Source organism: Pseudomonas sp. QD4, from assembly GCF_049199125.1.
Taxonomy (GTDB): Bacteria; Pseudomonadota; Gammaproteobacteria; order Pseudomonadales; family Pseudomonadaceae; genus Aquipseudomonas.
Window position 1 is genome coordinate 2,138,293 of the sequence record NZ_JBLZOM010000001.1, and the last position, 25,459, is coordinate 2,163,751.

The following is a 25,459-nucleotide window of genomic DNA, read 5'->3' on the forward strand; positions in this document are numbered from 1 at the left end:
GTGAGAGTTAGCAGGAGGGTCTGAAGAGTAATGCAGCTGCTTCCCTCATAAAAATCTCAATGGTTTTCGGCCCAATCCCTTCAAATTCCGATAGCCGCTTTTCGAAGGCGTTACGATCTGCGCTTGCCGCGACGATGTTGCTGACCTTGCCGTGATATTCAGCATTCATCTTGTTAGCCAATGCCAATAACCGCGACGCGGTGGTCTCGTCGTAACGGACGTAGTGAGCCTCACCAAGCATCATGACCAACTGGCGGTGAGTGCAGCTCGCCAATTTGTGCGGCGTATCCCGGTGGTGTTTCTCGACGATCACTTGATAGGCGTTGGCGGCAATCGCCCCCTGGATTCGCTTGCCCATCAGGAAACTGGCAAGCAGCCATTTGAACAACCCGGCTTCGTTCGCACCTTGAAGGTCGATTTGTAAGTCATGTGCGCTGATGATTTTGCTCACTGGTTCACCCTTCAAGCGATGGTCTCAATGTAGACCAGGCGCTATCGCGAATGATCCAACTGGGCGAGGCACCAATAAAGGAACCCTTCCTCTTGTGCGACGCCTAATGTTTGACCCTTAGGATTGAGATAGACGAAATGCACATATCCGAGACAGTTCAAGTCATGGAATCGCTATCAGCCCACGATGCAAACCTTAAGCTTCGCGAAGGCTGGTCATTGATATCTGTGGTCGTCACAACTCACCCAAATGGTCAGCTTCATCCTTGCTACATTCTTGGCAAATCGAAAACCTCATCCAGCCATCAAAGGCCCGATTGAATAGGGTGGCATCGATATAGCAATTCACTTTGCTGAACCGTGACGGGGGAAAACTTGGCTTATCTGGATTGGACTCAATGGCCAGCGATGGTTGTTACCGCTCTCGCTGCATGGCTAATCGGATCGCAGCGGCCAGGAAGGCGGATGATTGGGTTTGTGTGCTTCAGTGTGAGCAACGTGTTGTGGGTGATTTGGGGACTTTACGCAGGCGCGTATGCATTGATCGTATTACAGGTTTGTCTATTCCTGATGAACCTTCGAGGGCTCAAGAAAAATTCGAAGGGTAAAGAAACTGAGCAGTCTCAGGATTGACGATGACCATCGAAATTCTTCTTAAAACCACGCGCATTCATCCCCAAAAGGATGCACTCAAGGAGGATCAGTGCGTAGGCATCAGCGTGAAGCCCCCAAATCACCCAAAGCGCATTACTGGTGATAAATCCCCAAAAGGCGATCATGCGCCTATACGCTCGTTGCGAACCGATGAACCAGGCTGAGGCTACCGTCACCACCATGGCTGGCCATTGCAGGTAATCGACGTACTCCAACTTGCTACCTCCTGCCCACAGCGTTTTTTAAAGAGACAGGCCGGCGCTTACCTGTGGATCGAGCCCAGGCAATCCCAATGAAGTAGCCAGACTGGCCAGATACTCCCCAAACCCTCCACGACATTTGTAATCCTTACGGGCGCTGGTGTTGACCGGATTCGTTGCTGTCCAAACGATATGAGCACCAACCCTCTTAAGATCAGCAACCAAATGGACGTCTTCATGTGCAGTGAGATGCTGGAACCCACCAGCGTTCCGGTAGGCCTCGGCACTCAGGCCAAGATTGGCGCCGTGGATATGCCGGTGATTCTCGGTGAACTGGTAACACTCCATGTACTTTGAGCGAACCAGATCTCCGTGGTTACTCCAGCTATCCACCTCGACTGTCCCACAAACCGCATCAGCCTTGAATTCAACCTGCCGTGCCAACCAATCGTGGGGCACGACAGTGTCGGCATCGGTGAAGGCAAGCCATATCGCGCCAGCGGCCAAGAGATGCTCTGCACCGGTTGCTCTCGCCTTACCCACGTTCTGAAAAGAAACTTCGATCCGTCCTACACCGTGTGCTGAAACGATCTGTTCGGTCTGATCAGAGCAATCATCTAAAACGACGACTACGGAGACTGGCTGGCCCGCCAATGCAGGATGCTCAGCGGCGAACAGAATAGATGTTAGGCACGCAGTAATGTGGTGCTCTTCATTGTGGGCAGGTATTACGACACCGATCATTAACGTCACCTCCGACTACCTGAGTTACTGGCTCCTGCAGTCGACCTACTTGCGCTCCATTAGGTTTAAAAAATTACGAGCTCGCCTACACAAGCGACCGCTAGTCATATTCGTCGATTTCACTCTGAACTTACTTTCTTCGATCCTCCTCTCCCACTTACCATCCAGCTGAAGTAGGTAAGACGTTATGAGAGCACTCACCTATCACGGCGCGCACAGCGTCAAAGTCGACACGGTTCCCGATCCGGTTATCGAGGAAAGTGATGACATTATTCTTCGAGTTACCGCGACGGCGATATGCGGATCTGACCTCCATCTCTATCGAGGAAAGATTCCAACTGTCGAGCATGGCGATATCTTCGGGCATGAGTTCATGGGGATCGTCGAAGAGGCGGGCTCTGCGGTCACCGCCGTACAACCAGGCGACCGCGTGGTAATTCCATTTGTAATCGCCTGCGGCAGCTGTTTCTTCTGCGCGATGGATCTGTTTGCGGCCTGCGAAACAACAAATACGGGGCGCGGAGCGATCATAAATAAAAAGGCGATACCACCAGGAGCCGCGCTGTTCGGCTTCAGTCATATGTACGGCGGTGTGCCTGGCGGGCAAGCCGAATACGTGCGCGTACCGAAAGCCAACACCGGGCCGTTCAAAGTGCCGGGGACGCTGTCGGATGAAAAGGTTCTTTTCCTTTCAGACATCCTTCCAACTGCTTATCAGGCTGTAACGAACGCAGGGATTGGTAACGGCTCAAGCATCGCCATCTACGGTGCAGGCCCCGTCGGATTGTTGAGCGCGGCGTGTGCAAGGATGCTCGGTGCCGACCAAATTTTCATGGTCGATCACCATCCTTACCGCTTGGCTTACGCGCAGAAAACATATGGTGTAATTCCGATCAACTTCGATGAGGACGACGATCCTGCAGATACGATCATTCGGCAAACCAAAGGAATGCGTGGAGTTGATGGCGTGGTGGATGCAGTTGGGTTTGAAGCAAAAGGCAGTACGACGGAAACCGTTCTCGCGACACTCAAGCTTGAGGGAAGCAGCGGTAAAGCTTTACGTCAGTGTATCGCTGCAGTCAGACGCGGGGGCGTTGTAAGCGTACCAGGCGTCTATTCTGGGTTCATTCATGGCTTTCTTTTCGGTGACGCTTTCGACAAGGGGTTGACCTTCAAAATGGGTCAGACCCATGTGCATCGTTTCCTGCCTGAGCTCCTCGACCACATCGAGACAGGTCGTCTCTCACCGGAAGTCATCATCAGCCATCGCATGTCACTGGAACAGGCCGCCGAGGGATATAAGATTTTCGATAAAAAAGAGGAGGATTGCCGAAAGGTGATTCTGACTCCCGGAACAAATCATGTAGTTGAACCGGAGATCGATGCAAGCACGACCGCCATGACTAACTAGAGCTCATAGAGCATCAAGGACGAGACTCTCCGGGACTTCATCGGGGATCTCGCCTTGGCGTTTGTGGTTAGTTTAAAGTGAAAGTCATCGCCTCCACGCGATCAGTCCGTCTCATGTTGTTTCATGACGCCTGACGAATTTCTACCAATCTAACGCCATCGATTGAACCCTACTCCGCTGGTTCAATGGCTCCTGCGCGACAGCAATCGCATCCTTAGAGACGGCATCAAGCAAGGAACCATCACTCCATGGCGTTGAACTCATCTGTCGTGGGTGTCGTCTAGCACACAAATGAAGCACAAAAATGATGCTTGAAATACTTGGCGTCAGAGGACATATCCATGACCAAGCGCGCACGTTTGAATTACTTAAACGACACCCTTTTCGGCCCCATCGCCAAAACTATTGATTGCGACGTACTCATCACTCCATCACGCCAGGTGCCTTCCAGGTGCAGGTGCTATCCCCAGTACCTGATGATCTACACAAGGCTCACTCCTTGACCATGATTCTCTCTTCGGGAGAACGCTTGAACGGTACGGTGGCCCACGCCCGCACATTGAATAATGCTGATTTGGAGTTGCAGATCGATGTATGAATTTCCATTGCCACATCAGGGTTTCGGAGATCCTTGAATGAACAAACTGCGAGCTGAGACAGCTACCGTGCAAACCCTGATGTTTGAACGCAACCAATGGGTTCCCAACAACCCGCGCCTACCGGTACTCATTTACCCCAACGCGATTGCAATTCAGGGCGATGACCCAGCTGCGCTGTTCGAGCAAACCTTCATCGCCAATGGCTGGCCATCACAATGGCGATATGGGATTTACAGCTACCACCACTACCATACCGAAGGTCATGAAGTGCTTGGCATCGCCAGCGGTCGAGCTCGACTGATGCTGGGCGGCCCGGGTGGTCATGTACTTGAAGTCACAGCAGGCGATGTGTTGCTACTGCCTGCCGGCACCGGCCATTGCAATTTAGATTCAAGTGAAGATTTTCTAGTCGTCGGTGCCTATCCGCCGGGGCAGCGTGCAGATATCTGCCGCGAAGCCCCCACTAAGGTTCAACTGGCGAACATCGACACGCTTTTGTTTCCCGACCAGGATCCAGTGCAAGGCTCGCAAGGCGCCCTACACCGGTATTGGGCTGGCTAAGGTTGAGATATTCCAGTCAATCACGAATGGCGCGAACCTTTCCGCTGAACACTCTGAAGCCGTAGGTGTTGTAGAGGAGCGTCACCGGGATCAGCACGGCGAACCCGACCAGCATAAAAAACTGACTGGTGGGACTTGAGGCTGCTTCTTGCAAGGTCAGGTTAGGCGGGACAATCAATGGAAAGAGTGCTGCGATCATCAATGCGAATGCAAAGATGAAAATCCCCAGCGCGGCGAATAGCGGCAGATATTGCCGGCGGCTTCGAAAGCTCAAGGTGAAGCTGATCAGCAATGCAGCGAGCAATATTGCCGCTGGCAACCAGATAAGCCTATTTGAAAACCGATGCACATATTGAGCATCCAGCGTCGCTGTCCAGATCACCAACACGGCCAAAAGTATCATGGTCACGATGGCCAACGCCTTTGCCTGCCGACCTGACCGATGTTGCAGATCCTCTACAGTGCGCCAATACAGCCAGCACGCGCCTAACCATGTATAGCCCACGACAAGCACCGCGCCACAATACAACGGAAACAAGCCCAACCATTCCCAGCCGTTACCGCTGTACTGCCCGTCTTGATTAGGTACGCCTTGAACTAGCGTTCCCAACACAATTCCCTGAGTTGCCCCAGCTAGCAGTGAACCGATCAGCAGCAACCCATCGACCATGCGCTTCATACGATAGCTTTTCGAGTAATCGCGAAATTCCAGCGCGACCGCGCGAAGAATCAACGCCAGAAACATAGTGATAAACGGCCAATAAAGCGCCGGCAGCAGGACAGCATAAGCCAGCGGAAACAAGGCCAATAACCCACCGCCGCCGAGCACAAGCCACGTTTCGTTAGCGTCCCAAATGGGAAGGATAGTCACCGCCATGGCACGTCGGTGCTTACTGCAACGAGTTAGGCCAAGCAGTACGCCCACACCTAGGTCAGTGCCGTCCAACAGCACGTAGTTCAATACCGAAAACCCCAGCGCCGCAGCGGACAGTAGTGTTATCCAGTCATTGTCCATCATCGATGTTTGCCCACAGGATTACCCGTCTCGTCGGCCAAAGAGGGTTGAGGCCCTGGCTCGTCTTCGTGAGGTGGTTCCCGCAAAAGTCGCAGCAGTACCCAAAAACCCACGCCGAAGATCACCAGATAAAACGCCAGGATTGTCCAAGTTGCCCCTACCACCTGCTGACGAGACACCGAAGACAGACTGTCAGCAGTTCGCATCAATCCATAGACAGTAAAGGGCTGACGGCCAACCTCTGTCACAACCCAACCACTTAGCATTGCCAGAAATCCAGCAGGCGCCATCAGTACACTCCCTCGGAGCATCCAACGCGCAGAGTACAAGTGATGCCGCCAGCGTAATACCAGACTGATTAACCCCTGCCCCAGCATCAACAGCCCCAATCCGACCATGATACGGAAAGCGAAGAACACGGGTAGCACAGGTGGTATGTCCTCAGGCGGGAATTCATCAAGCGCTGCAATAGTGCCGCTCAGGTCGTGCCGCAAGTACAACGACGCTACGCGCGGAATCGCTACTTCCCAATGGTTACGTCGCTCAGCCATATCTGGAATGGCGAATAAACGTAATGGCTCCCCCTCTCCTTCCGCCGGTCGTGTCCAGGTACCTTCGATGGCGGCAACCTTTTGCGGCTGAACTTTAAGGCTATGCTCACCATGCAGATCGCCCACCAGTAGTTGCACTGGCGTCAGCAACGCAACCACCCACAACGCCAGGGAGTAAGCAAGCCGGGCTCGCGGGTTCTGTGGCACACGCAACAACTGCCAAGCGCTAAAACCGGCTACCAGCGAGGCGCTGCCTATAATCGCGGCCAATGTCATATGCACAAGCCGGTAAGGGAACGAAGGATTGAAGATGATCGCCCACCAGTTTTCGGCAATAAAACGTCCATCGACTCCAATTGAATAGCCGGCGGGTGTTTGCATCCAGGAATTGGCTGACAGGATCCAAAAGGCGCTGATCAAAGATCCAATTGCGACGGCGCAGGTGGCGAAGAAATGCAGCCTAGGGCCCACCCTCTTCAATCCGAACAACATGATGCCGAGAAAACCCGCTTCCAGGAAAAATGCCGCCAGTACCTCGTAGAACATCAACGGCCCTAGAATGTCTCCCGCCTGGGTCGAGAGGCGTGACCAATTCAATCCGAATTGGTACTCCAAAATCAGACCCGACGCTGTGCCTACCGCAACGTTGAGCGCAAACACCTTTAGCCAGTAAAGGTAGACATCGAAGTAGATCCTTCGCCTGCGCAACAGCCACAATGCCTCCAGCACCATGAGAAAATTGGCCAAGCCAATGGTGAAGGCTGCCAGCACGATATGAAAGCTTATGGCAATCGCGAACTGGGCACGCGCGGCCATAAGCGCTGAATCAATCGCATCCATACAGCCCTCTAATGATTGGCCTGCATTTGCGGAAATTTTCGCAATGCAAGCTCGTAGCTTAGCTGCGCGAAGAGCCAAATGGATGCGTCGATACAGGCGTAGCACTTGTCCAAAATTGCCCGTTGACTCTTCCTGACTAATTGGCGGTCAAAAAAGTAGGGAAAATCGTTCTCACGCCGATTCTCGCTTCCTAGAACGTAAACTCACTTCATTTTTTTTCTTACTGATTTTATTAAAAAATTTATCGTCTCCATCGCACACGTCACTCTCGACGGAAGTTCGCTCGAGTGCTGTTTCAAGCTGCTCTCGAGCAAGAAACCAATAAAAAAGGTCAGCGTCCTCTGGGCAAGCATCCTTTACCCAAAGTGCATACGCCCTTTCGCAAATTACCGATTCATCAATCATCGTTTTCTCCTGCTTGGCTATCCTGGAGCTAGTTAGGAAAATTCGGCATCATGGATCAGCGCATCAAGCTCGCTAGAACTGGATCGAGCTTGAATTGATCATGATTTTCTATCGAGGCTGGTCGACGAAATCTCGCCTTTGTCGACCAGCACGTTTGCTGATACCGCTTATTTAGAATCCATGGTCGCTGCTTGATTACCACCTTGCTCCGCAATCTTGGTCAGTTTCTCGTCCGCACCTTTTTCTTCAACAAGCGTTGCTGCTAATAAGGCTGCAGCGTCGTCGAGCTTTAGATGCTTGGCCATAGCTATCAGGGTGCCGTAGGCAGCAATTTCGTAGTGCTCCACCTTTTGCGCCGCACCAATCAATGCTGCGTCGAGGACAGCTCCCTTATCGATCTCTTCCAACAGCTCTTTCGATTCTTCGACAAGTCCCTCCATGGCCACGCACTTCATGCGCTTCAGTTTGATACCGGTCAGCTCGACCAGTTGATCAATGCGCTCAATCTGCCCATGCGTCTCCTCTAGGTGCGCCGTAAACGCTTCTGCCAACAGTGGATTGGTCGCTGCTTTCGCCAAGCGCGGCAACGCTTTGGTGATTTGTTTTTCCGCACTGTAAACATCAGAGAGTTCATGGATAAACAAGTCTTCGACAGTTTTTCTAGCCATTTCTAAACTTCCTTCTGGTCAGTATTGGCGTCGCCTGGTGAGCGTCCGCATGGGATCGACATGCATGCAAAATTTGCCGTACATGAAGAATGACCAGCCTGATTTAAAAGGTGTTCCGAAAATTTTCAGGGTGACGGATAAAAGGCTCATCGCTAACCCAAAGCGGTATCCAGGAACATCATCACCCCAAAACCGAGCATCAGACCTAAAGTCGCCGGCGTCTCATGACCGTTGCGATGAGTCTCCGGAATAACCTCATGAGATACCACGAAAATCATGGCTCCTGCTGCCAAGCCGAGCGCAATGGGATAGCCCAATGCAAAGCTGCTGGAAATGCCCAATCCAACAACGGCGCCAATGGGTTCCATCAATCCTGAACCCACCGCGATAAGCGCTGCACGAAGCGCTGAGATGCCTGTCACACGTAACGCCAGTGCGACAGCCAAGCCTTCGGGAATATCTTGAATAGCGATAGCTGTAGTAAGCGGGAGCCCGACCTTCATGTCGCCGTTTGCGAAGCTCACACCAATGGCCATGCCTTCCGGCAAGTTATGCAATGTGATTGCCAGGACGAATAACCAAACACGATTGATGCGCTGCGCGTCCGGCCCCCTGCGTCCGCTTTTCTCATGTTCGTGTGGGACGAAACGATCAAGGCCGACCATCAGCGCTACGCCCAATCCCAATCCCGCAACAACTACGCATGCTGCAAGTAACTGGTTGCCGCAAAGCGCCTGAGCTGCTTCGATACCAGGAAGAATGAGAGAGAAGGAACTGGCGGCCAGCATCATGCCGGCGGCGAAGCCCAGCATGATGTCTTGTGTACGAGCGGTGATATTCCGTAACGCGATTGCCGCGACAGCTCCAAAAGCTGTGGCGGCAAAGCCCGAAAGGCCACCCAAAAAAGCAAAGTAGAAATTGGCCTTGTTGGTGCCGACGAATGCGCCATAGCCGCTTATCAACAGAAAGACTGTAACGCCAATCAGAATTGACCAAAAGGCTCGCCCACCCCACCCGGAGTCCGAGAACCGGGCAAATAAGGTGCGAAGTGGCGCGCCTGATGAGGTCAATGGCTCGGGCATGGCAACCTCCTATTTTCTTGACTTCGTCTTCTCAGGGAATCCGGATAGCGACCGTAAGAACTGCCTGGATACACGCTGGGCGTCACGTTCAAAAGCGACGCTGGTGAAGTAGAACATCTCAGGAAGAGTTAGATTTTGATGCGCCGATTTTTTGATAACCATGGTTTAAGTCCCCTTGAATCAGATTAAAAACCGCACGCCAGATGGCGTGCGGTCACTACTCAAGGTTGTGGTTCACCTTGTACCCCAGCCCCCAAATCCGCACCCGTGATTGGGTTGCTGTCTGGGTCAGACATCATCCTGGCTTTCATATCCATGAGCAGTTTCTCGTCCTCAGCGCTCAATTGCACAGAAGCGGTGCCGTCCCCACCATCCACAGCGGGTGCCGGATCTTCCACGAAGTCCCAATCGTCCCCTTCGTTCCAAGGGCCGCGAGTGCTGCCTTCGCCCTGTGACATGTTGAAGTAGACGTTGGTGAACTCCGGCATACCCGGCAGCTTGCCCTGGGGGAAATTTGGCTGGATGGCGTGCAATGCTTTTTCGAAAGATAATTGGTGGGCGATTTCACGCGTCATCAGAAATCCCAGGGCCTCCTTCACACCCGGATCGTCGGTGACATTCATCAAACGTTCGTAGACGATTTTCGCTCTGGCCTCGGCGGCAATATTGGAGCGCATGTCTGCAGTGGGTTCGCCGATGGTATCGACGTAAGCCGCCGACCAGGGAACGCCTGCGGAGTTAGTCAAGGGAGCGCCGGCGCCGTACAACAGACTTGTGATATGGGAATCGTTGCCAGCGCCATTAATGGCGCGATACAGCTCACCTTCTTCCTCGACACCTTCAGCCATACGTCCCTTGGCTCCCTTATTCAACATCACGATGATCGAGCCGACGATCTCAAGGTGACTGAGCTCCTCGGTGGCGATATCCATCAGGAGATCCTTCCTGCCAGGATCATCTTCTGCCAATGCCTGCGTGAAGTAGCGTGACGCCGCCGCGAGTTCCCCTTGGGCTCCCCCGAATTGCTCCAGTAGAAGATTGGCCAACCCAGGATTGGGCTGAGCAACGCGCACGGTGTATTGAAGTCGTTTGTTATGTAGGAACATGACATTCTCCTCAGACAAATCAGATCTACAGTCCACTCGGTGAGAGACCGAATGACCCACATTTATCTGAAGTAAATGCGCTGAAGATAATTTCAAAAAACTTTCGCGCTATCGACCAACGGACGCTGGTTACCCTTTACTGTGTTCAGGCGACGAAGGCCCTTCTTTGATCCCACGAGGCCCTGCAACACCCCACACGATCAACCCAATCACGGGGAAGACTATGAGGCCGATAGCCCAACCTGCTTTGACTCCCACCGTTTTGTCGCTGCGAAACACGCTGACAATTGCCCAGAGATCAACGAGCAAAATCATCACCGCGACGGCAATCGCGAAATAGCTGGTAGCTTCCGACATGACTACGTCCTCCTCAGACTGATAATGCTTAGGCCCCTCGCATTTAGGGATGTTCAAGTAAGTTTCGCCAACACATATCGAATCCAGCGCGTCAGTCTTCCTGGGCAATAACGGAGATTTTGCCGTTGCGCTCAAGGATAGCGAACTTGATCTCCTCCAGCTTCTCGATGCCTTGACTGGAACGCGCAGCCTCCATTACATCCGCTTCTAACAATCGCGCACGGCGAAGCCGCTCGTGTAGAAGTTTTCCGTTCTCAACGATGATTGTCGGCTCGCCATCAATCAGCCGTGAAAGCCACCTCGAGCGCTGCTTGAGCAGAGATAATCCAACATCGATGGCGACGAGGCTGACGATGACAATCAATGAATTGGTGAGCGAAAAATCATCGCCCAGCAGGGCTTGTTGAGTTGCCTCACCGATCATCAACAACAGTACGAAATCAAATGTGGTCAACTCTGCCAAGGAGCGCCGGCCAGCGATTTTGAAGAGCACCATGAGCGCCAGATACATGGCACTCGCACGCAGTACAGAATCCATAAATCACCTAAGGGAAAATGAACTGTTCAAGGTTTACGCCGTTGGTGCCCGGTGAAGCAATTCGACTTCGAAAGAAGCCAAGGCCATCCCCGCGCAAGGTGATGTACAGCGTCGCTTGACCATCGAGGTCGGTCTGAAGCCAGAGCTTAATGCCCTGTGAAGAGCTTCTTGAACGCAGAGGTTCAGGTTGCAGGGTCTGGATACTGAATGCCTCCAGCAACTGACCTGCCAACTCCAGTTCCACTGCCGTGTTGGGCGTTGCGTTCACACTGATTTTCATGGGGTTGGTAGATCCATTGCGATGGAACATTTCATATTCCACCTCGATCTTGCCATCGTCACTGCGCACATCTCTTGAACTGATCAACCCTCTGGAGAACACCCCCATCAGTCCAAGCACCACGACTAACACCAACACGTACCAGCCAACTCGCTCAAATCGCCAAACCTTCAACTGATAGGCCATGTCTTCGCTTACGGGATAACTCCGGCTGCGCAATTCCGGATGGTCGAGATCATCGCTCATCAGAGTTCACCTTTCTCACCCTGCAGGACACGCTCATGGAAATGCGCCAACCACTGCAAAGCATACTCGGTGGCCTGTTTCTGCACTTCACAGCGTCCGCCTGAAAACCGGTGCTGGTGACTGAACACATGACACTCATCAGTCGTTTGAAAGGCCCAGGCAAAGCAGATTGTGCCAGCAGGGATACCGTCTACGTCGTCCGGGCCCAGAATCCCGGTCGTAGCAATAGCTGCATGGGCGGTGCTGTCTCGCAATGCCCCTGTCGCCATTTCCCGAGCAACCTCCACGCTGGTTAGGTTGAATGTTTCAATGGTCTGCGGGTTGACATGTAATAGGCGCTGTTTCGCCTGAGGCGAATACACCACGTACCCACACTCGATGAAATTACCGCTGCCTTCGACCTCGGATAACAGCGTCACAATTTTACCGGCGGTACACGACTCCGCCGTGGTCAGCACCAAATCATTGTCGCGAAGGAATTGAACAGTGTCGGCGGCGATAGACATAATCTGAATGACCTCAGTGATAGTCCTCACCAGCGACCGCACGCAGATACGCCACGTCCGCAGCCCTTCGCAAATCGCGCCATTCGGCCAGAGTTAACATACCCAAGCGATCCATCTCATCAGAAAGGCGCAATAGCTCGTCGTGATAAGCGTCTGGGCAGTCCATGCGAAGTTCTCTATTTTCCAACGCACAATGCCAACCATCCAAGGCTTGTAATCTCAAATCCTGCTCAGGCGTCAGTTGGTTCTTGAAAGCATTCATTTCACTCACCCCGATGCTTTCCCGGTTGAGCAACCGATCTCGATTTAGGTTCAAAAATTTTCAGAAAGAAGTGTTTTACAAAACTGATCAAAACGAAAGGAGGCCTTGCGGTAGGCCTTCCGTTTGCCGCTCGTTAGGAAGTCCGTAGTCCGCGAGAGACGCCGGCACTTATCGCGACGGGGAGTTCGCGGCGCTTCAGTCCATGCTCTACGTCGCTCTACGTCCGCTTGAGGGTTTGAATCGAGTGTTCGATTTATCGGCTTACCAGTTATCGACATCCTGCCATTCAGTCATCTCGATGGAACATTGCGCCAAGTCGCATCCTCTATCGCAACACCAGCGAATCTGAGGGCTTCATCATGATAGACCCAGCAACCGGTATGAAGGCGGGCGAGCGCTACATCGTAGAAAGTCTTGAACGCACACGACATTTCCCAGGCTTCTTCCTTGACGGGAAATATTATCTTGGCCCCGAATTGATGACGGCCATAGGTTGGCTGGAAGGTCAGCAGTTTTATTACGATGAGCTTGACCCCACGGGTGAGCCGGTTTTTCCCAATCGACTTGCCGGCACGGTCGAAGACCTCACCCTCATTCTCGCAGACGGTGCGCGTTTACCTTTAAACGAAATGCCCTACGAAGCAGAGATCGATCCCTCTGACATTCCGATCAGTCGGAATCCATCGTCATCGGGACATCGCCCTACTTCAACAAGCGATCAACTCGGAGTTGAGGGCGTCTGGATGTCAGGTAAAAATCCCTATCCAATACTCCTGGCGGCGGGCGCAGCGCTAATACTGGGAATAGTATTTGGGGTCAAACAAGCTAAACGCCTCCCTACCCGAAAGCTAAGGTAGTCGTCCTTCGTGAGGTATATGGAGAGGCGCCTTTTGAAGATCGGAGGTGAGGTATGCACCCAGTAACACCTGACGGTCGTTACTTCGTCGTCAAGGGGCAGCTGTGGCGCCGTTCAAACCCATCATTGGAAGAGGACGTGCGCCAGCGTCTCGTCGATGCACTCATGGCAGCTCGACGGGATGTGAAGAAAGCAAAGGATTCGGAAGACGAATTGCAGATGAAGCGCGCTCGGGAAAAAGTACAACTGGCCAAAGTAGCGCTTGGTGAGCGAGGCCCTGTCTGGTGGGATGATGGCAGTCCTGATTTCAATAGATTTCGGGTTACGAGCTCCCCTTATGCTGAATGGTTCAGCTTGCTTCATGAGTCTGATTAGCCCTTTGACTCAAGGTAAATCTCCAATAAACACTGCCGGCAGATAAAAAAAGACGTTCCGCTTTTTTGTAATTAAACCAAATCTGTTCGCGCTAAAAACCTCCTGAGAAAAGCGGAAGCAAGGCAAAGGAAACCGCAGTGCCATTCATGCTCTGCGGCTGCTGGGTTTCAAGATTTGCGAAAGACGGAACGACTCAGTCCATGTGCTTTCGAAAAATTGAGCGCTTCAAATTTCGAGGATCGAGGATAAATCTCATGACTGAAAAAAGCTCAGCTTCATCAAAAAAAAGCAAAGCACTGGAGGATTCTGCTCTCGTCTCTGACGTGTCAGAAACAGGCTTAACAGATGACGAACGAGTCGTTAGGGAAGATGAGTTTCTTGGCGACGAACCACGTGTGGAACCCGGCCCAGCCGACTTGGAAAGACTAAAGGATTAACATCAGCTCCCTTGGCATTCGATGCGACCAATGTTTCCAAGACGCGACATCTACTACCTGAAACTTGCTTAATGAGGTGTCACGTATGCGCCAGCAAACCTCATACATATTTGATCTGGATGGCACGTTGACTGATAGCGTCTACCAGAATGTTTTCGCGTGGAAAACCGCGCTCGATTCAGAAGACATACCGTTGTCCATGTGGCGAATTCACAGAAAAATTGGTATGAGCGGCGGGCTGATGCTCAAGATGTTAGCCCGTGAGACCGGCTTGGAAATCAAGCCAGACCAGGCTAAAAGACTCAGCGATAAACATGATAAAGCCTACAAGGATCTGCAAGGCCAGATAACCGCTCTCCCTGGCGCTGTAGAGCTTCTCGATACTCTAAACCACGATCAGCTCAAGTGGTGTATTGCGACCAGCGGTGGCATGGACACTGCGGCGATAAATCTGAAGGCATTGGGCTTGGATATAGCGGAGGTCAATCTCATCACCCGTGATGACGTCAAGTATGGCAAGCCCGATCCAGACCTTTTCCTTGCCGCTGCAAGCAAACTCAATGTACCCATCGAACATTGCTTGGTGATCGGCGACGCCATCTGGGACATGCTTGCCGCACGCCGCTGTAAGGCCACCGGTATAGGGCTGCTTTCTGGTGGTTACGACACAGGAGAGCTTGAACGTGCAGGTGCACTCCGAGTCTATGAGGATCCTCTTGCACTGCTGAAGCACCTTGACGAGATAGCTTCCCGTCCGTGAGCCATCGATAGGCACGCGCCTTGAATTAGTATGCTTCCCCCTGTCGGCGGCGACGTTCACGCGTGCAGTCATGCCAGACGATTAATCGATAGGCAGAGGAAGCGCTTACAAGATCAGCTAGGCTCCACTGGCGCCGGCAGTACCATTCTTGCACAGGCAAAAAGCAGCATGCCTATCGCGATCAAGCCTCCTCCCCGCATCCATGTCTCCAGACTTTGCTGACTGAGCAGTACCAGGCAAGAAACGATAGCAAGTACAGGAATCCACGTCGGCACCCGAAAGTGCTGTTCCGCAACCTTGTCACGGCGCAGGATTAACACTGACAAATTAGTGCTGAGAAATACAAACAGCAGGAGCAGGACGACGGTTTCGGCCAATGTAGCTAGAGTTCCCGTCAGCGTGAGACCGATTGCTACGAGAGTGGTAGCGATGACCGCGATCCAAGGGGTGCGTCGTTGAGGCAGTACCTTGCTCAAGGCGTCCGGCAAAAGTCCAAGACAGGCCATGCCATAAGCAAGGCGACTCGCCATTATCATGGTTAACAGCGCGCCGTTGGCTACCGCGATCAGTGCAATGAAGGCGAAGACGCGAGGCGGAATGTTTAAACCTGACCCCCGAACCACTTCAAGAAGGGGGGCCGAGGTTGCCACAAGTTTTTCCATGGGCAGTACGGAAGATGCCGCGACGCCGACAGCCATGTAGACGGCTCCGGCGGTCAGCAATGCGGCAAATAATGCGCGCGGGTAAACTTTTCGAACGTCTCGGATTTCTTCCGCTAGATTGGCGGATGTTTCGAATCCTACAAAAGAATAGAAGGCGATCAATGCCGCACCCAAAACGGCCAACATCGGGCTGATCCCCGGCTTGAACTCCAGACTACGACCCAAATCCGCTTCGCCTGTACGGAAAAACCACGCAGCGGCAACAACGACCAAAAGAAGACCTGTCAGCTCAATGACTGTCATTACCAGGTTGGCTCCCAAAGACTCTTTAATTCCCCTCGCATTTAGTAGCGCGATAACGAGAAGGAAAAGTAAGGCTGCGATGTGAGGCGGTACACTGATGAACGCCGCTAGGTAATCACCCGCAAACGCCAGCGATAAACCCGCCGCACTCGTGACAGCTGCCGATAGCATGCAAAAGCCAACGAGAAAAGAAATGAGTGGAGACCGGAACGCCTTCTCTGCGAAAACCGATGCGGCGCCCGCGTGAGGATATTTCGTCACTAACTCTGCGTAGGAACCGGCTGTAAGCATCGCAAAAAAAAGAGCGATGAGCAGAGGCACCCATATTGCGCCACCTACCTCCCCCGCAATTGTCCCGGCGAGCGCATAAACGCCCGCCCCGAGAACATCGCCGAGAATAAATAGAAAAAGCATCGGGCCGGTAACGGCGCGGCGAAGGGAGGTCTTGGGGGGCAAGGTCTTCACGTTCAACTTCCTGGCTTGAGGTTGCGAGAGCCGATTAGCGGGCTGGAAGCTAGGCGGATTGACTCTCAAGCAATGGAAATTCGCGTATCAATAAAGTTCACATATCTTGCCAACGTGACGAGTAGAAGGTGCCGCCCCCACGAGCTATTTAGCGCCTTGGAATCAACCTCAAGTTGCTAAAAAATCGATAACAAAAAAGGGACGTATCGGGCCCCTTTTGTATTCAAACCAATATCACTTGGTCAGCCAGGATTCGACCGTGTCGGAGCCATGTTTCGCTTTCCACTCTTTGAGACCCTTATGGTTTCCACCCTTAGTCTCAATTGTCTCACCAGTATTAGGGTTCTTATAAACCTTCACTTCACGAGCCTTGCGGGCTCCAGCTTTACGTTCGCCTGCTGGTACGCGACGACCTGCATGCGGATCAAGCAGGTTGATCACATCCTTAAGGCTGTAGCCGTATTTTGCGAGCAAATCACGTAGCTTCGTTTCGAATTCAATTTCTTTCTTGAGGCCAGCATCACCCTTGAGGGCTTCAAGAGCCTGGAGTTGTTCGGCGAGATGTTTTTCAAGCTGGCGGAATTCTGCGAGTTTGGACATGGGAGCTTCCTAAGAAATTGGTACTTTCAAGTCACAACAGAATAGACACTTCAATGAAGCAGAAGTATCAATGTTTAGATTCTATAACCCGCTCGGGTACAGAACGTCGGAAAATGCTAAGCAGCCGACGCAAGCAGAGCGCGCAGGCTGGCACAGCCGGAGGCGTGAAGGATGGACGCCCGCAGGGCCGAGATACGGCGGGACGCGGGAGCTCGGTTCACGACAGCCTGCCCGCGCACAGCGGCTCGCCCACTGAAGTAATTTAGATCTTGCGGCCCGACTCAGTCTCGCCACCGTCATGGGGCCAACACAACGTGCAAAGCACCTGCCATCCTACAAGGCTGCCAAAAGCCTCAGACTTCTCACAAGCTCCGCTGTCTATTCAGCCAGGCTTTGGCTCACTCCACGTATAGTTGCTTCCAAGGGACACGCTGGAGCAGCCTTCCTAGTAGAATACATCGAGCTAATTACCGCCCCCTTTGAGATGTTCTATGAACTCTGAATTAACTGAAGAAGAAATGCGTCGTGCTCTATTCGGTACGCCTCAGCCCGAAGAGCAGGTGTCTGCTCCTCTAGCAAAGGAGCCAGTGGAAGAAGTTGTGCTCGCGAAACCTGTAGTCGCGCCAGCAGCTAAGAAGAAAATGGCGAAAGCATTTACGCCCAGGCTGAGAGTCACGTTACGTGTTGGAAACGAGTTTGAAGGGAAGATGATCGAGTTGATTCACGAGGCTGATACGTTGAGCTCGTTGCTTGCTGAGCAGGAGGCTGTGAAAGCTGCGAGGAAGAAGTACAAATACGTGGAAGTTGTATCCGTTAAATCGATGTAAAAAATACATATTGATAATGCGTTAGAACGTCGTGCACCTAGGCAGTGTGCCCGCCGCGCCAGGCTGGGCGGTGCGTCGAGACTCTATGTGCCAGAGCTTCACGACGAGGCTAGATCAATTATGGACGGTCAAAGCGAGGTAGCGTTGCGACTTTAGCGCTGTATGGGCTCGCACCCAAGGACTGGCTCTCCACACACGCCGTGACGAATCATGGATAGTCTGATGTCCCTAGCCGCTCACGTTGGCGATCAGAACCTTTAAATAATACGGTGCAGTCAAATCGAAGTAACCGTCTCACTGCCCGCTCTTTCCCAGAACTCTTCTGCAGACTTACTGAGGCTCGCTTTTGGGCGGGTCAGGTGAATTTCCAATGGTATATCCCAGCTCTCGTCGAGAGCTCTAACTAAACGCCCATCAGAGATTTCTTGCTCGGTAAGGCTTTTGGGCAGCCACGCAACTCCTTTGCTTTCCAGGGCCATGGACATGAGAACCGCTGCAAGGTGGCTGCTGAAAAGTGGTTTGAGGTGAAGGTAATCTTCCTTGCCACGCAATCTGTGGGCGACGATCCGTCCAAGTCCAGACTCATGAGTGTAAGCGAGGTATGGCAACGCTGCAGGCGAGGTGCCGAAGCTTGTGGAAGCACTTGCAAGTGGCACAAGGACGTCCTCCCCAACCTTTTTACTGATGAACTGATCAGGCGCCAGTAAAGGCGGAACGTCGGGATGGCGGTGGCAGAGCAGAAATTGAACCTGACCATGTATCAGCATTTGCTCACAGACGGCCATGCTGTCCGAGTGCAGCTTCACAGCCTCAATTGGAGCACCGTTTTCTGAGCTTCGAAGCCACTTGGGGAAAAATGTAAACGACAGGGAGTGTGTTGCCGCGAATTGCAGCGATTTGGCGGCCATTCCTGCTACTTCTTGAGCCTCGTTACGCATCCTGTACAAGTGCCGGGCAGCTTCCTGAGCACTGGGCAAAATTTGCCTTCCTGCCTCGGTAAGTGTTGCTCCTTGTGGTGTGCGCACAAATAGCTCGACGCCCATCCAATTCTCCAGCGAGCGTACTCTGCGACTGAAGGCTGGCTGAGTGACATGACGTGCCTCAGCGGCACGGACGAAGCTGCCGTACTCCGCAAGCGCTGAAAGATCTTCGAGCCAAACGAGTTCCAAGGGGCCATGCCTCCTGTGCATAGGGTGCGGCATTAATAGCATTGGGCGGGTGACATCGCAAAGCATAACGTGGGCCTACAAACAACAAGAGGAACCCGTCATGCGCATCGTAGACATCCGCGAGAAAACTGTTTCTATTGCCTCCCCGATTGCCAATGCCTATATCGATTTTTCCAAAATGACGTGCTCGGTCGTCGCGGTTGTCACGGATGTGATTCGCGATGGTAAACCTGTCATTGGCTACGGTTTCAACTCCAATGGTCGCTACGGTCAAGGCGCCTTGATGCGTGATCGCTTCCTGGCTCGTATCACCGAAGCTGATCCAGACACTCTTGTCGACCATGAAAACAATAACCTGGATCCGTTTGCCATCTGGAAAGCCCTGATGACCAACGAAAAGCCTGGTGGTCACGGTGAGCGCTCAGTAGCAGTTGGCACTATCGACATGGCTGTATGGGATGCCGTCGCCAAGATCGAAGGCAAACCCCTCTATCGTCTGCTGGCTGATCGTTACCGTAACGGCGTTGCCGATGACAAGGTCTGGGTCTACGCAGCAGGTGGCTACTACTACCCAGGCAAAGACCAGACCAAACTCAAAGCAGAAATGCAGAGCTACCTGGATCGTGGCTACGACGTTGTCAAAATGAAGATAGGTGCAGTGCCACTGGATGAAGATATCCGCCGCATCGAAGCGGTACTCGAAGTTGTAGGGGACGGTCGTCGACTGGCGGTCGATGCCAACGGTCGTTTCGATCTTCAGACCGGTATTGCTTACGCGGAAGCCATCAAGAAATACAACCTCTTCTGGTACGAGGAGATCGGCGACCCGCTGGACTACGCACTTCAGGCTGAGCTCGCCAATCACTATGAGCTGCCCATGGCCACCGGGGAAAACCTGTTCTCCCACCAGGATGCCCGTAACCTTCTGCGTCACGGTGGAATGCGCCCTGATCGCGACTTCCTCCAATTCGACTGCGCCCTGTCCTATGGGCTGGTGGAGTACATGCGCACCCTTAAGGTGATGGAGGAAATGGGTTGGTCTTCCCGCCGCGTGGTTCCGCATGGTGGACACCAGATGTCCCTGAACATCGCAGCCGGCCTGCACCTGGGCGGCAACGAATCTTACCCCGACGTGTTCCAGCCTTTCGGCGGCTTCGCCGACGGAATCAAGGTGGAAAATGGTTATGTCGGCCTGCCGGATATTCCAGGTGTTGGTTTCGAAGCCAAGTCCGCCTTGTACGCAGTCATGCGCGAGTTAGGCGAAGGCTGATCAACCTCGGTCTGCGGTTTCTTTTAAAGGGGCCGCAGACTCAGGCGTCATCCACTGACGCCAAACCACATGCCCATCACAAAAATAAAATGAGGTGCTTCCGTGGAAATGTCCAAGTCCCGCTGGTACAGCCAGCTGTATGTGCAGGTGCTGATCGGTATCGTCATCGGCGCTGCAATCGGTCACTTTGAACCGCAATTCGGAGCCAAACTTCAACCTTTTGCGGATGGCTTTATCAAACTCATCAAAATGCTGTTGGCGCCGATTATTTTCGGCACTGTCGTGGTGGGTATCGCCAAGATGGGCAGCATCAAGGAGGTCGGGCGGATCGGCGTCAAGGCGCTGCTCTACTTTGAAATCCTTTCAACCATTGCGCTGGTCATCGGCCTTATTGTGGTCAATGTCGTAAAGCCAGGCGTCGGGATGAATATCAACGCTACCACGCTTGATGCCAGCGCTATCGCCAAGTACAGCCAAGCCGCCAGCGAACAGGGCGGCACTATCGATTTCTTTCTCAACATCATCCCGAACACCTTCATTGGCGCATTCTCGAATGGCGTCATGCTTCAGGTCATCTTGATTTCGGTATTGATGGGCATTGCCCTCGTTCAAATGGGCGAAACCAGCAAACCGCTGATCAATACCATCGACTTGTTTCTGCAAGGGCTGTTCAAGATCGTGGCAATGGTTATGCGCCTGGCTCCGATTGGCGCCGGCGCCGGGATGGCTTTCACTATAGGCAAGTACGGAATTGGTAGCTTGCTGTCACTCGGCCAGTTGCTGGTCGCGCTCTACATCACCACCTTGATTTTCATCGTGGTCGTACTGGGGACGGTTGCTAGATGGTCGGGCATGCCGCTTATGCAATTTCTGCGTTATTTCAAAGACGAAATTCTCATCACGCTTGGCACCTGCTCAACCGAGGCCGTGCTTCCGCGAATGATGGTGAAACTTGAAAAGCTGGGCTGCAAGAAGTCAGTGGTGGGCATGGTGCTACCCACTGGATATGCCTTCAATGCGGATGGCACCTGCATTTACCTCACCATGGCAGCGATTTTTATCGCACAGGCAACCAATACGCCCCTGACGTTTATGGATCAGATGATTCTGCTGGGTGTCTTCCTGCTGACCTCAAAAGGCTCCGCTGGCGTGGCGGGTGCCGGGTTCATAACCCTTGCGGCAACGCTCACAACCATCCACTCGATTCCGCTGGTAGGCCTTGTCCTGCTGTTGGGCATCGACCGCTTCCTCAATGAAGCACGGGCAGTGACCAACCTAATTGGTAACGGCATTGGCACCATCGCAATTGCCAAGTGGGACAACTCTTTTGACGTCGAAGCCTGCGAGCGTGAAATCGCCGCGATGAAACATGAAAAGGCGGCAAGGAAGGCATCGCTGGCGCATAAATAAACTACAAAGCGATCCGGTCATTCCCATCTAAAGCGGCTATGACCGGCAGTATTTTCCAGGCCACCTTCAGCGTGGAAAGGCCTTATTTTAAATGATTGATGGAGCCAAAATGATTGAGCGATCACATCATGAATTGCGCAAGGCGTTTGGGGATTTACTCAAGGGAAACGCCTGCAAATTTGCTGCTTCCGTATTCGATCCCATCTCGGTTCGTATGGCATCCGACCTTGGCTTTGAAGTTGCTATTCAAGGTGGTTCCGTCGCCTCGCTTCAAGTGCTAGGGGCACCGGACATCGCACTACTCACCCTGGATGAATATGTCGAGCAGGTTTCCAGAGTGGGACGGGCCAGCCAGATACCGATCATTGGAGACGCTGACCATGGCTTCGGAAACGCTCTGAATGTGATGCGAACAGTCACAGAGTTGCAGAAAGCCGGCGTCGCAGCCCTAACACTGGAAGACACCCACTTACCGGCCAAGTACGACGAGCAGTCGCATGTGCTTATCGAAAGAGAAGAGGCCGCAGCCAAGATCTATGCTGCGCGATTTGCCCGATCAGATGATGCCCTCAGCATCATCGCCCGTACGAACGTGGCTGTGACTACGGTGGAAGACTCCATCGCCCGTACTGCGGCCTATCAGACGGCTGGAGCAGATGCCATTTGCCTGGTCGGTGTTGAGGATTTCCAGCATCTGGAAGCACTTACGGCACATCTAACGGTGCCGATTATGCTGATCAATTATGGAAACCCTGCTCTGAGCAATGTTGAAAAACTGAGTGCAGCCAATGTGCGGATCGTAGTCAATGGGCATGCCCCCTATTTGTCCGCAATCAAAGCGACTTACGAGGCGCTGCGCGAACAAAGCGGCACAGAGGGAACTGAGCTTTCGCTCCCTGAGCTGCTTTCTAAATACACACTTTCGGACAATTACCGTGAGTGGGCGCAAACCTATTTGAAGTCAGGACACGATTCAAATTGAGTTTGAAATAGGTGAAATAAAGCATCATGAAAAAGACAATCCTGGCCTTCAGCCGCGTCTCACCCACGTTGCTTGAGCCTTACAAAGATAAGTACAACATCATCGTCATGCGTCCAGAGCTTGGTGACATGGATGCTCAGTTCGAAGATGCCATTCCCAGCGCTCATGGGTTGATCGGAGGGAATCGGCGCCTAGGTGAAGCCGAGCTGGCTTCGGCTAAAAACCTTGAGATCATTTCCAGCATTTCGGTGGGCTACGACAACTATGACCTCAGCTATCTCAATGGCCGAGGGGTCATGTTGACCAACACGCCAGATGTATTGACCGAAACCACAGCTGACCTAGCTTTCGCCCTGATCCTGGCCACAGCGAGACGCATCCCTGAGCTTGATGCTTGGACGAAAGCCGGCAATTGGACAAATACCATCGAAGCATCCCACTTCGGATGCGATGCGCATGGAAAGACCTTGGGCATTATCGGTTTAGGCAAAATTGGAGAAGCCATCGCACGCAGAGGGCGTTTCGGTTTTGGCATGAACATTCTCTACAGCGGCAACAGTCGTAAACCGCAGCTTGAAAAAGAGCTCGGTGCGCAGTTCGTCTCGCAAGAGAAGCTTTTAAGCGAGTCTGATTTTGTCTGTCCGGTCGTGCCGTTGACGGACGGCACGAGAAACCTCATAGGACATAAGGAACTAGAGTTGATGGGCCCGGAGAGCATTTTGATTAACGTTTCTCGTGGCCCTGTGGTTGATCAGGACGCACTCCTTCAAGCGCTTGAGGAGAAAACGATACGAGCAGCCGGCTTAGATGTTTACCTGAAGGAACCGCTTGTGATCTCAGGTCTTTTCAAATTGAAGAACGTCGTCACCGTGCCTCATATCGGCTCTGCAACAAGCGATACACGCAATGCGATGGCATTGCGTGCACTTGAAAATTTGCTTACGGGGCTCGATGGACGGCAACCGAAAGACCTCGTGAATATTCACGGGCTAGGACACCGATGGACGCAGTGACTACAAGGACGCTGGCAGTATGGCCGCCGCACAGGATGGAGCGCGGCTTATAAGGTGGGGCGCAACAAAACCGACTATGTACCGATGTGCTCCGTTTCCTTTTCTCGCCGACGCGTGTCCTAATTTTGATGCTAGGCGTTATTCTTTTTCAGGCTTTCAGGGCTGCCAGCGCACAGACCATCCATCACCAAATTCATCAATCTGGCGAGACGTAAGCGCCATTCGCTCCGGGCATCCATTTGCCATATTCCCGCGATGGCTAAAAAAAAGTCGTCGTTTGTAATCCCACTACGAATAGTTCCGGCCTTTTCATTTGCTCTTAAAAGCAACTCGGCAGCTCCTTGGACTGGAGCGTATCCCGACTTACCAGGGAACTCGTAAACGGAAGCTGCTTGTTGGATCGCGGCAGCGAGTCCTGCCTTTGTCATTGCGTATTCAGCGAGGCAGTCCATCCACTCTCGAAGGGCCTCCTTAGGTGGCTTGGTCTCGAGCAGCTCTTGCGCCAAATCGGCCACCTGCTGCATTTCGAATTGATAGACCTCGAGTACCAGCTTCTCTCTGGTAGGGAAGTGGCGATAAAACGTTCCCTGTCCAACTCCAGCCTTTTTCGCAATCGTACTCAGCGCAACCGCAGGATCGCTAGTCAGCTCTACCACTGCGACCTCCAGAATCCGTTCTCGGTTTTTCTTGGCGTCAGAACGCATTACCAACTCGTCAGTCATGAGTACAATTTTCCTTCCATCGCATTGCCAAACGGACAGTTGTCCGGTAACGTTTGTAAGCGGACACTTGTCCGCTTTGGCATCGTTTCTGGAGTTTACTATGAATAGCACTTGCAACACGATTCTGGTTACTGGCGGCACTTCAGGCATCGGCCTTGGTCTGGCGCTTAGGCTTCACAATGCGGGCAACAAAGTCATTATCGCGGGACGTCGCAAGGCTTTGCTCGACAAGATCGTGTCAGAACACCCTGGCATCGAATCAGTATTGCTGGACGTCTCTGATGCCCAATCCATCCAGCGCACCAGCGAAGCGCTTGCGATCAGCCATCCGAATCTGAACGTTCTCATAAACAACGCTGGGATCATGCACTGGGAGGATCTGACTGATCCGGAAAGCCTGAGCACCGCCGAAGATACCGTGACAACGAACTTACTTGGCACGATTCGTATGGTGTACGCATTCATTCCCCAGCTGATGAAGCAACCCACTGCAACCATTGTGAATGTCAGCTCAGCGTTGGCGTTCGTACCGCTGCCAGCCACACCGACCTACAGCGCAACCAAAGCGGCGGTTCACTCGTTCACTCAAAGTCTTCGAGTTCAGCTAGAAACTTCGTCAGTAGAGGTCGTCGAGCTTGCGCCACCAGGTGTGCGTACTACTTTGCTTGGACAGGAAAACGACGAGCACGCGATGCCCTTGGAAGATTTTTTGGATGAAGTCTTTGAACTGCTCAAGATCTCTCCGCCCCCACCTGAACTCGTCGTCGAACGCGCGAAGCCATTACGATTTGCTGAAGCGAGCGGATCACATGGTGACGTATTGAAAATGCTCGCGGGATACAAGCCCCCGGCAGAGTGACGCTTGCCTTCTTGGTACACCTGATGCCATCCAGGCAGGCTGATCAGATCTGCCTGCCTGCCTGCCTGCCTGCCAGCGCAACCGCGTCTCGCGTGGTGGTGCCAACTAAAAATGCGCGTACTGGAGGTTTGGGGGCAGATCACCCAGTCGCATCAGGACTGATCAGCGCCTTATACCTCCTGCCCATCCGCGCACATGACATCAGATCCAAGGTGCTCGATGTCCGCTTTTCGCGCAGATTTCTGTATTCTTAGATGCGCTACTTGGATGTGCT

At 52.8% G+C, this 25,459-nt stretch carries 30 protein-coding genes and 2 pseudogenes; 14 read left to right on the forward strand and 18 right to left on the reverse strand.

What is annotated here, in order from left to right:
- Positions 1 to 7 precede the first annotated feature (7 nt).
- Positions 8 to 451 carry a DNA methylase gene (locus tag ACOZJV_RS09620; RefSeq protein ID WP_421547468.1) on the reverse strand — a complete coding sequence of 148 codons (444 nt, stop codon included), beginning with the start codon at positions 449 to 451 and terminating at the stop codon, positions 8 to 10.
- Between the two features lie 407 nt (positions 452 to 858).
- Here ACOZJV_RS09620 and ACOZJV_RS09625 point away from each other — a divergent pair, with 407 nt between their 5' ends.
- Positions 859 to 1,083 (forward strand): hypothetical protein, encoded by a 225-nt coding sequence (locus tag ACOZJV_RS09625; protein WP_421547600.1) that lies wholly within the window; start codon positions 859 to 861, stop codon positions 1,081 to 1,083.
- Here the strand turns inward: ACOZJV_RS09625 and ACOZJV_RS09630 are convergent.
- Together ACOZJV_RS09630 and ACOZJV_RS09635 are read right to left on the reverse strand one after the other, a co-directional pair.
- On the reverse strand, positions 1,074 to 1,286 hold the full coding sequence (locus ACOZJV_RS09630; RefSeq protein WP_421547601.1) for a hypothetical protein: 213 nt from the start codon (positions 1,284 to 1,286) through the stop codon (positions 1,074 to 1,076). The two genes, ACOZJV_RS09625 and ACOZJV_RS09630, sit on opposite strands and share 10 nt — an antisense overlap.
- Before the next feature lie 60 nt (positions 1,287 to 1,346).
- The gene (locus ACOZJV_RS09635; protein ID WP_421547469.1) at positions 1,347 to 2,048 is read right to left on the reverse strand and encodes a glycosyltransferase; all 702 of its coding nucleotides are present in this window, start codon (positions 2,046 to 2,048) and stop codon (positions 1,347 to 1,349) included.
- Positions 2,049 to 2,235: 187 nt separating this feature from the next.
- Between ACOZJV_RS09635 and ACOZJV_RS09640 the strand changes: the two genes are divergently transcribed.
- Together ACOZJV_RS09640 and ACOZJV_RS09645 are read left to right on the forward strand one after the other, a co-directional pair.
- Positions 2,236 to 3,459, forward strand: coding sequence for a zinc-dependent alcohol dehydrogenase (locus ACOZJV_RS09640; RefSeq protein WP_093543579.1), 1,224 nt, complete (start codon positions 2,236 to 2,238; stop codon positions 3,457 to 3,459).
- Positions 3,460 to 4,094: 635 nt separating this feature from the next.
- Entirely contained in the window at positions 4,095 to 4,619 is a 525-nt protein-coding gene (locus ACOZJV_RS09645; protein WP_421547470.1) for a cupin, read from the forward strand.
- 16 nt (positions 4,620 to 4,635) lie between these two features.
- Here ACOZJV_RS09645 and cydB read toward each other — a convergent pair whose 3' ends face one another.
- The 11 genes from cydB to ACOZJV_RS09700 all read right to left on the reverse strand — a co-directional run bounded on the left by cydB (position 4,636) and on the right by ACOZJV_RS09700 (position 12,475).
- A complete protein-coding gene (gene cydB / locus ACOZJV_RS09650) occupies positions 4,636 to 5,637 on the reverse strand; it encodes a cytochrome d ubiquinol oxidase subunit II (protein ID WP_421547471.1) in 1,002 nt (333 codons plus the stop codon).
- A complete protein-coding gene (locus ACOZJV_RS09655; protein WP_421547472.1) occupies positions 5,634 to 7,025 on the reverse strand; it encodes a cytochrome ubiquinol oxidase subunit I in 1,392 nt (463 codons plus the stop codon). The genes cydB and ACOZJV_RS09655 overlap by 4 nt, the downstream gene beginning before the upstream one ends.
- 171 nt (positions 7,026 to 7,196) lie before the next feature.
- On the reverse strand, positions 7,197 to 7,430 hold the full coding sequence (locus ACOZJV_RS09660; protein WP_421547473.1) for a DUF2934 domain-containing protein: 234 nt from the start codon (positions 7,428 to 7,430) through the stop codon (positions 7,197 to 7,199).
- Between the two features lie 167 nt (positions 7,431 to 7,597).
- Positions 7,598 to 8,098, reverse strand: a complete 501-nt coding sequence (locus ACOZJV_RS09665; protein WP_225571050.1) for a ferritin-like domain-containing protein — start codon at positions 8,096 to 8,098, stop codon at positions 7,598 to 7,600.
- A 152-nt stretch (positions 8,099 to 8,250) separates the two neighbouring features.
- The gene (locus tag ACOZJV_RS09670) at positions 8,251 to 9,180 is read right to left on the reverse strand and encodes a ZIP family metal transporter (RefSeq protein ID WP_421547474.1); all 930 of its coding nucleotides are present in this window, start codon (positions 9,178 to 9,180) and stop codon (positions 8,251 to 8,253) included.
- Positions 9,181 to 9,401: 221 nt separating this feature from the next.
- Complete coding sequence (locus tag ACOZJV_RS09675) at positions 9,402 to 10,286, reverse strand: manganese catalase family protein (protein ID WP_421547475.1); 885 nt, start codon at positions 10,284 to 10,286, stop codon at positions 9,402 to 9,404.
- Positions 10,287 to 10,415: 129 nt separating this feature from the next.
- Positions 10,416 to 10,643, reverse strand: coding sequence for a PLD nuclease N-terminal domain-containing protein (locus ACOZJV_RS09680; protein WP_093543558.1), 228 nt, complete (start codon positions 10,641 to 10,643; stop codon positions 10,416 to 10,418).
- 91 nt (positions 10,644 to 10,734) lie between these two features.
- Complete coding sequence (locus ACOZJV_RS09685) at positions 10,735 to 11,181, reverse strand: DUF421 domain-containing protein (protein WP_093543555.1); 447 nt, start codon at positions 11,179 to 11,181, stop codon at positions 10,735 to 10,737.
- Positions 11,182 to 11,188: 7 nt separating this feature from the next.
- Positions 11,189 to 11,707, reverse strand: a complete 519-nt coding sequence (locus tag ACOZJV_RS09690) for a hypothetical protein (RefSeq protein ID WP_421547476.1) — start codon at positions 11,705 to 11,707, stop codon at positions 11,189 to 11,191.
- On the reverse strand, positions 11,707 to 12,213 hold the full coding sequence (locus ACOZJV_RS09695; RefSeq protein WP_421547477.1) for a CinA family protein: 507 nt from the start codon (positions 12,211 to 12,213) through the stop codon (positions 11,707 to 11,709). Before ACOZJV_RS09695 ends, ACOZJV_RS09690 begins: the two co-directional genes overlap by 1 nt.
- Positions 12,214 to 12,226: 13 nt before the next feature.
- Complete coding sequence (locus tag ACOZJV_RS09700) at positions 12,227 to 12,475, reverse strand: hypothetical protein (protein WP_093543547.1); 249 nt, start codon at positions 12,473 to 12,475, stop codon at positions 12,227 to 12,229.
- A gap of 359 nt (positions 12,476 to 12,834) precedes the next feature.
- Between ACOZJV_RS09700 and ACOZJV_RS09705 the strand changes: the two are divergent.
- The 4 genes and pseudogenes from ACOZJV_RS09705 to ACOZJV_RS09720 form a co-directional block, all read left to right on the forward strand.
- A pseudogene (locus ACOZJV_RS09705) lies at positions 12,835 to 13,093 on the forward strand (short chain dehydrogenase); the annotation flags it as partial.
- 292 nt (positions 13,094 to 13,385) lie between these two features.
- On the forward strand, positions 13,386 to 13,706 hold the full coding sequence (locus ACOZJV_RS09710) for a hypothetical protein (protein WP_421547478.1): 321 nt from the start codon (positions 13,386 to 13,388) through the stop codon (positions 13,704 to 13,706).
- A 254-nt stretch (positions 13,707 to 13,960) separates the two neighbouring features.
- Entirely contained in the window at positions 13,961 to 14,143 is a 183-nt protein-coding gene (locus ACOZJV_RS09715; protein ID WP_421547479.1) for a hypothetical protein, read from the forward strand.
- A gap of 85 nt (positions 14,144 to 14,228) precedes the next feature.
- Complete coding sequence (locus ACOZJV_RS09720) at positions 14,229 to 14,903, forward strand: HAD family hydrolase (protein WP_421547480.1); 675 nt, start codon at positions 14,229 to 14,231, stop codon at positions 14,901 to 14,903.
- A 113-nt stretch (positions 14,904 to 15,016) separates the two neighbouring features.
- Here ACOZJV_RS09720 and ACOZJV_RS09725 read toward each other — a convergent pair whose 3' ends face one another.
- Positions 15,017 to 16,282: an APC family permease gene (locus ACOZJV_RS09725; protein ID WP_421547602.1), complete on the reverse strand. Its 1,266-nt coding sequence runs from the start codon at positions 16,280 to 16,282 to the stop codon at positions 15,017 to 15,019.
- A 285-nt stretch (positions 16,283 to 16,567) separates the two neighbouring features.
- On the reverse strand, positions 16,568 to 16,933 hold the full coding sequence (locus ACOZJV_RS09730) for a histone-like nucleoid-structuring protein, MvaT/MvaU family (RefSeq protein WP_421547481.1): 366 nt from the start codon (positions 16,931 to 16,933) through the stop codon (positions 16,568 to 16,570).
- Between the two features lie 491 nt (positions 16,934 to 17,424).
- Between ACOZJV_RS09730 and ACOZJV_RS09735 the strand changes: the two genes are divergently transcribed.
- Together ACOZJV_RS09735 and ACOZJV_RS09740 are read left to right on the forward strand one after the other, a co-directional pair.
- Entirely contained in the window at positions 17,425 to 17,760 is a 336-nt protein-coding gene (locus ACOZJV_RS09735) for a hypothetical protein (RefSeq protein ID WP_421547482.1), read from the forward strand.
- Between the two features lie 40 nt (positions 17,761 to 17,800).
- Positions 17,801 to 17,902, forward strand: a pseudogene (locus ACOZJV_RS09740) (DNA-directed DNA polymerase); the annotation flags it as partial.
- A gap of 133 nt (positions 17,903 to 18,035) precedes the next feature.
- Here ACOZJV_RS09740 and ACOZJV_RS09745 read toward each other — a convergent pair.
- Positions 18,036 to 18,929: a LysR family transcriptional regulator gene (locus tag ACOZJV_RS09745; protein WP_421547483.1), complete on the reverse strand. Its 894-nt coding sequence runs from the start codon at positions 18,927 to 18,929 to the stop codon at positions 18,036 to 18,038.
- 100 nt (positions 18,930 to 19,029) lie between these two features.
- Here ACOZJV_RS09745 and ACOZJV_RS09750 point away from each other — a divergent pair, with 100 nt between their 5' ends.
- The 4 genes from ACOZJV_RS09750 to ACOZJV_RS09765 all read left to right on the forward strand — a co-directional run bounded on the left by ACOZJV_RS09750 (position 19,030) and on the right by ACOZJV_RS09765 (position 23,604).
- The gene (locus tag ACOZJV_RS09750; protein ID WP_421547484.1) at positions 19,030 to 20,199 is read left to right on the forward strand and encodes a mandelate racemase/muconate lactonizing enzyme family protein; all 1,170 of its coding nucleotides are present in this window, start codon (positions 19,030 to 19,032) and stop codon (positions 20,197 to 20,199) included.
- Positions 20,200 to 20,301: 102 nt separating this feature from the next.
- On the forward strand, positions 20,302 to 21,609 hold the full coding sequence (gene dctA, locus ACOZJV_RS09755; protein WP_421547485.1) for a C4-dicarboxylate transporter DctA: 1,308 nt from the start codon (positions 20,302 to 20,304) through the stop codon (positions 21,607 to 21,609).
- Positions 21,610 to 21,718: 109 nt separating this feature from the next.
- Positions 21,719 to 22,591 (forward strand): isocitrate lyase/PEP mutase family protein, encoded by an 873-nt coding sequence (locus ACOZJV_RS09760; protein ID WP_421547603.1) that lies wholly within the window; start codon positions 21,719 to 21,721, stop codon positions 22,589 to 22,591.
- Positions 22,592 to 22,617: 26 nt separating this feature from the next.
- Positions 22,618 to 23,604: a 2-hydroxyacid dehydrogenase gene (locus ACOZJV_RS09765; RefSeq protein ID WP_421547486.1), complete on the forward strand. Its 987-nt coding sequence runs from the start codon at positions 22,618 to 22,620 to the stop codon at positions 23,602 to 23,604.
- Positions 23,605 to 23,735: 131 nt separating this feature from the next.
- On the opposite strand, the gene ACOZJV_RS09770 is transcribed toward ACOZJV_RS09765, so the two are convergent.
- Positions 23,736 to 24,326 carry a TetR/AcrR family transcriptional regulator gene (locus ACOZJV_RS09770; RefSeq protein WP_421547487.1) on the reverse strand — a complete coding sequence of 197 codons (591 nt, stop codon included), beginning with the start codon at positions 24,324 to 24,326 and terminating at the stop codon, positions 23,736 to 23,738.
- A 100-nt stretch (positions 24,327 to 24,426) separates the two neighbouring features.
- On the opposite strand from ACOZJV_RS09770, the gene ACOZJV_RS09775 reads away from it, so the two are divergent.
- A complete protein-coding gene (locus tag ACOZJV_RS09775) occupies positions 24,427 to 25,185 on the forward strand; it encodes an SDR family oxidoreductase (protein WP_421547488.1) in 759 nt (252 codons plus the stop codon).
- The last annotated feature ends 274 nt before the right edge of the window (positions 25,186 to 25,459 follow it).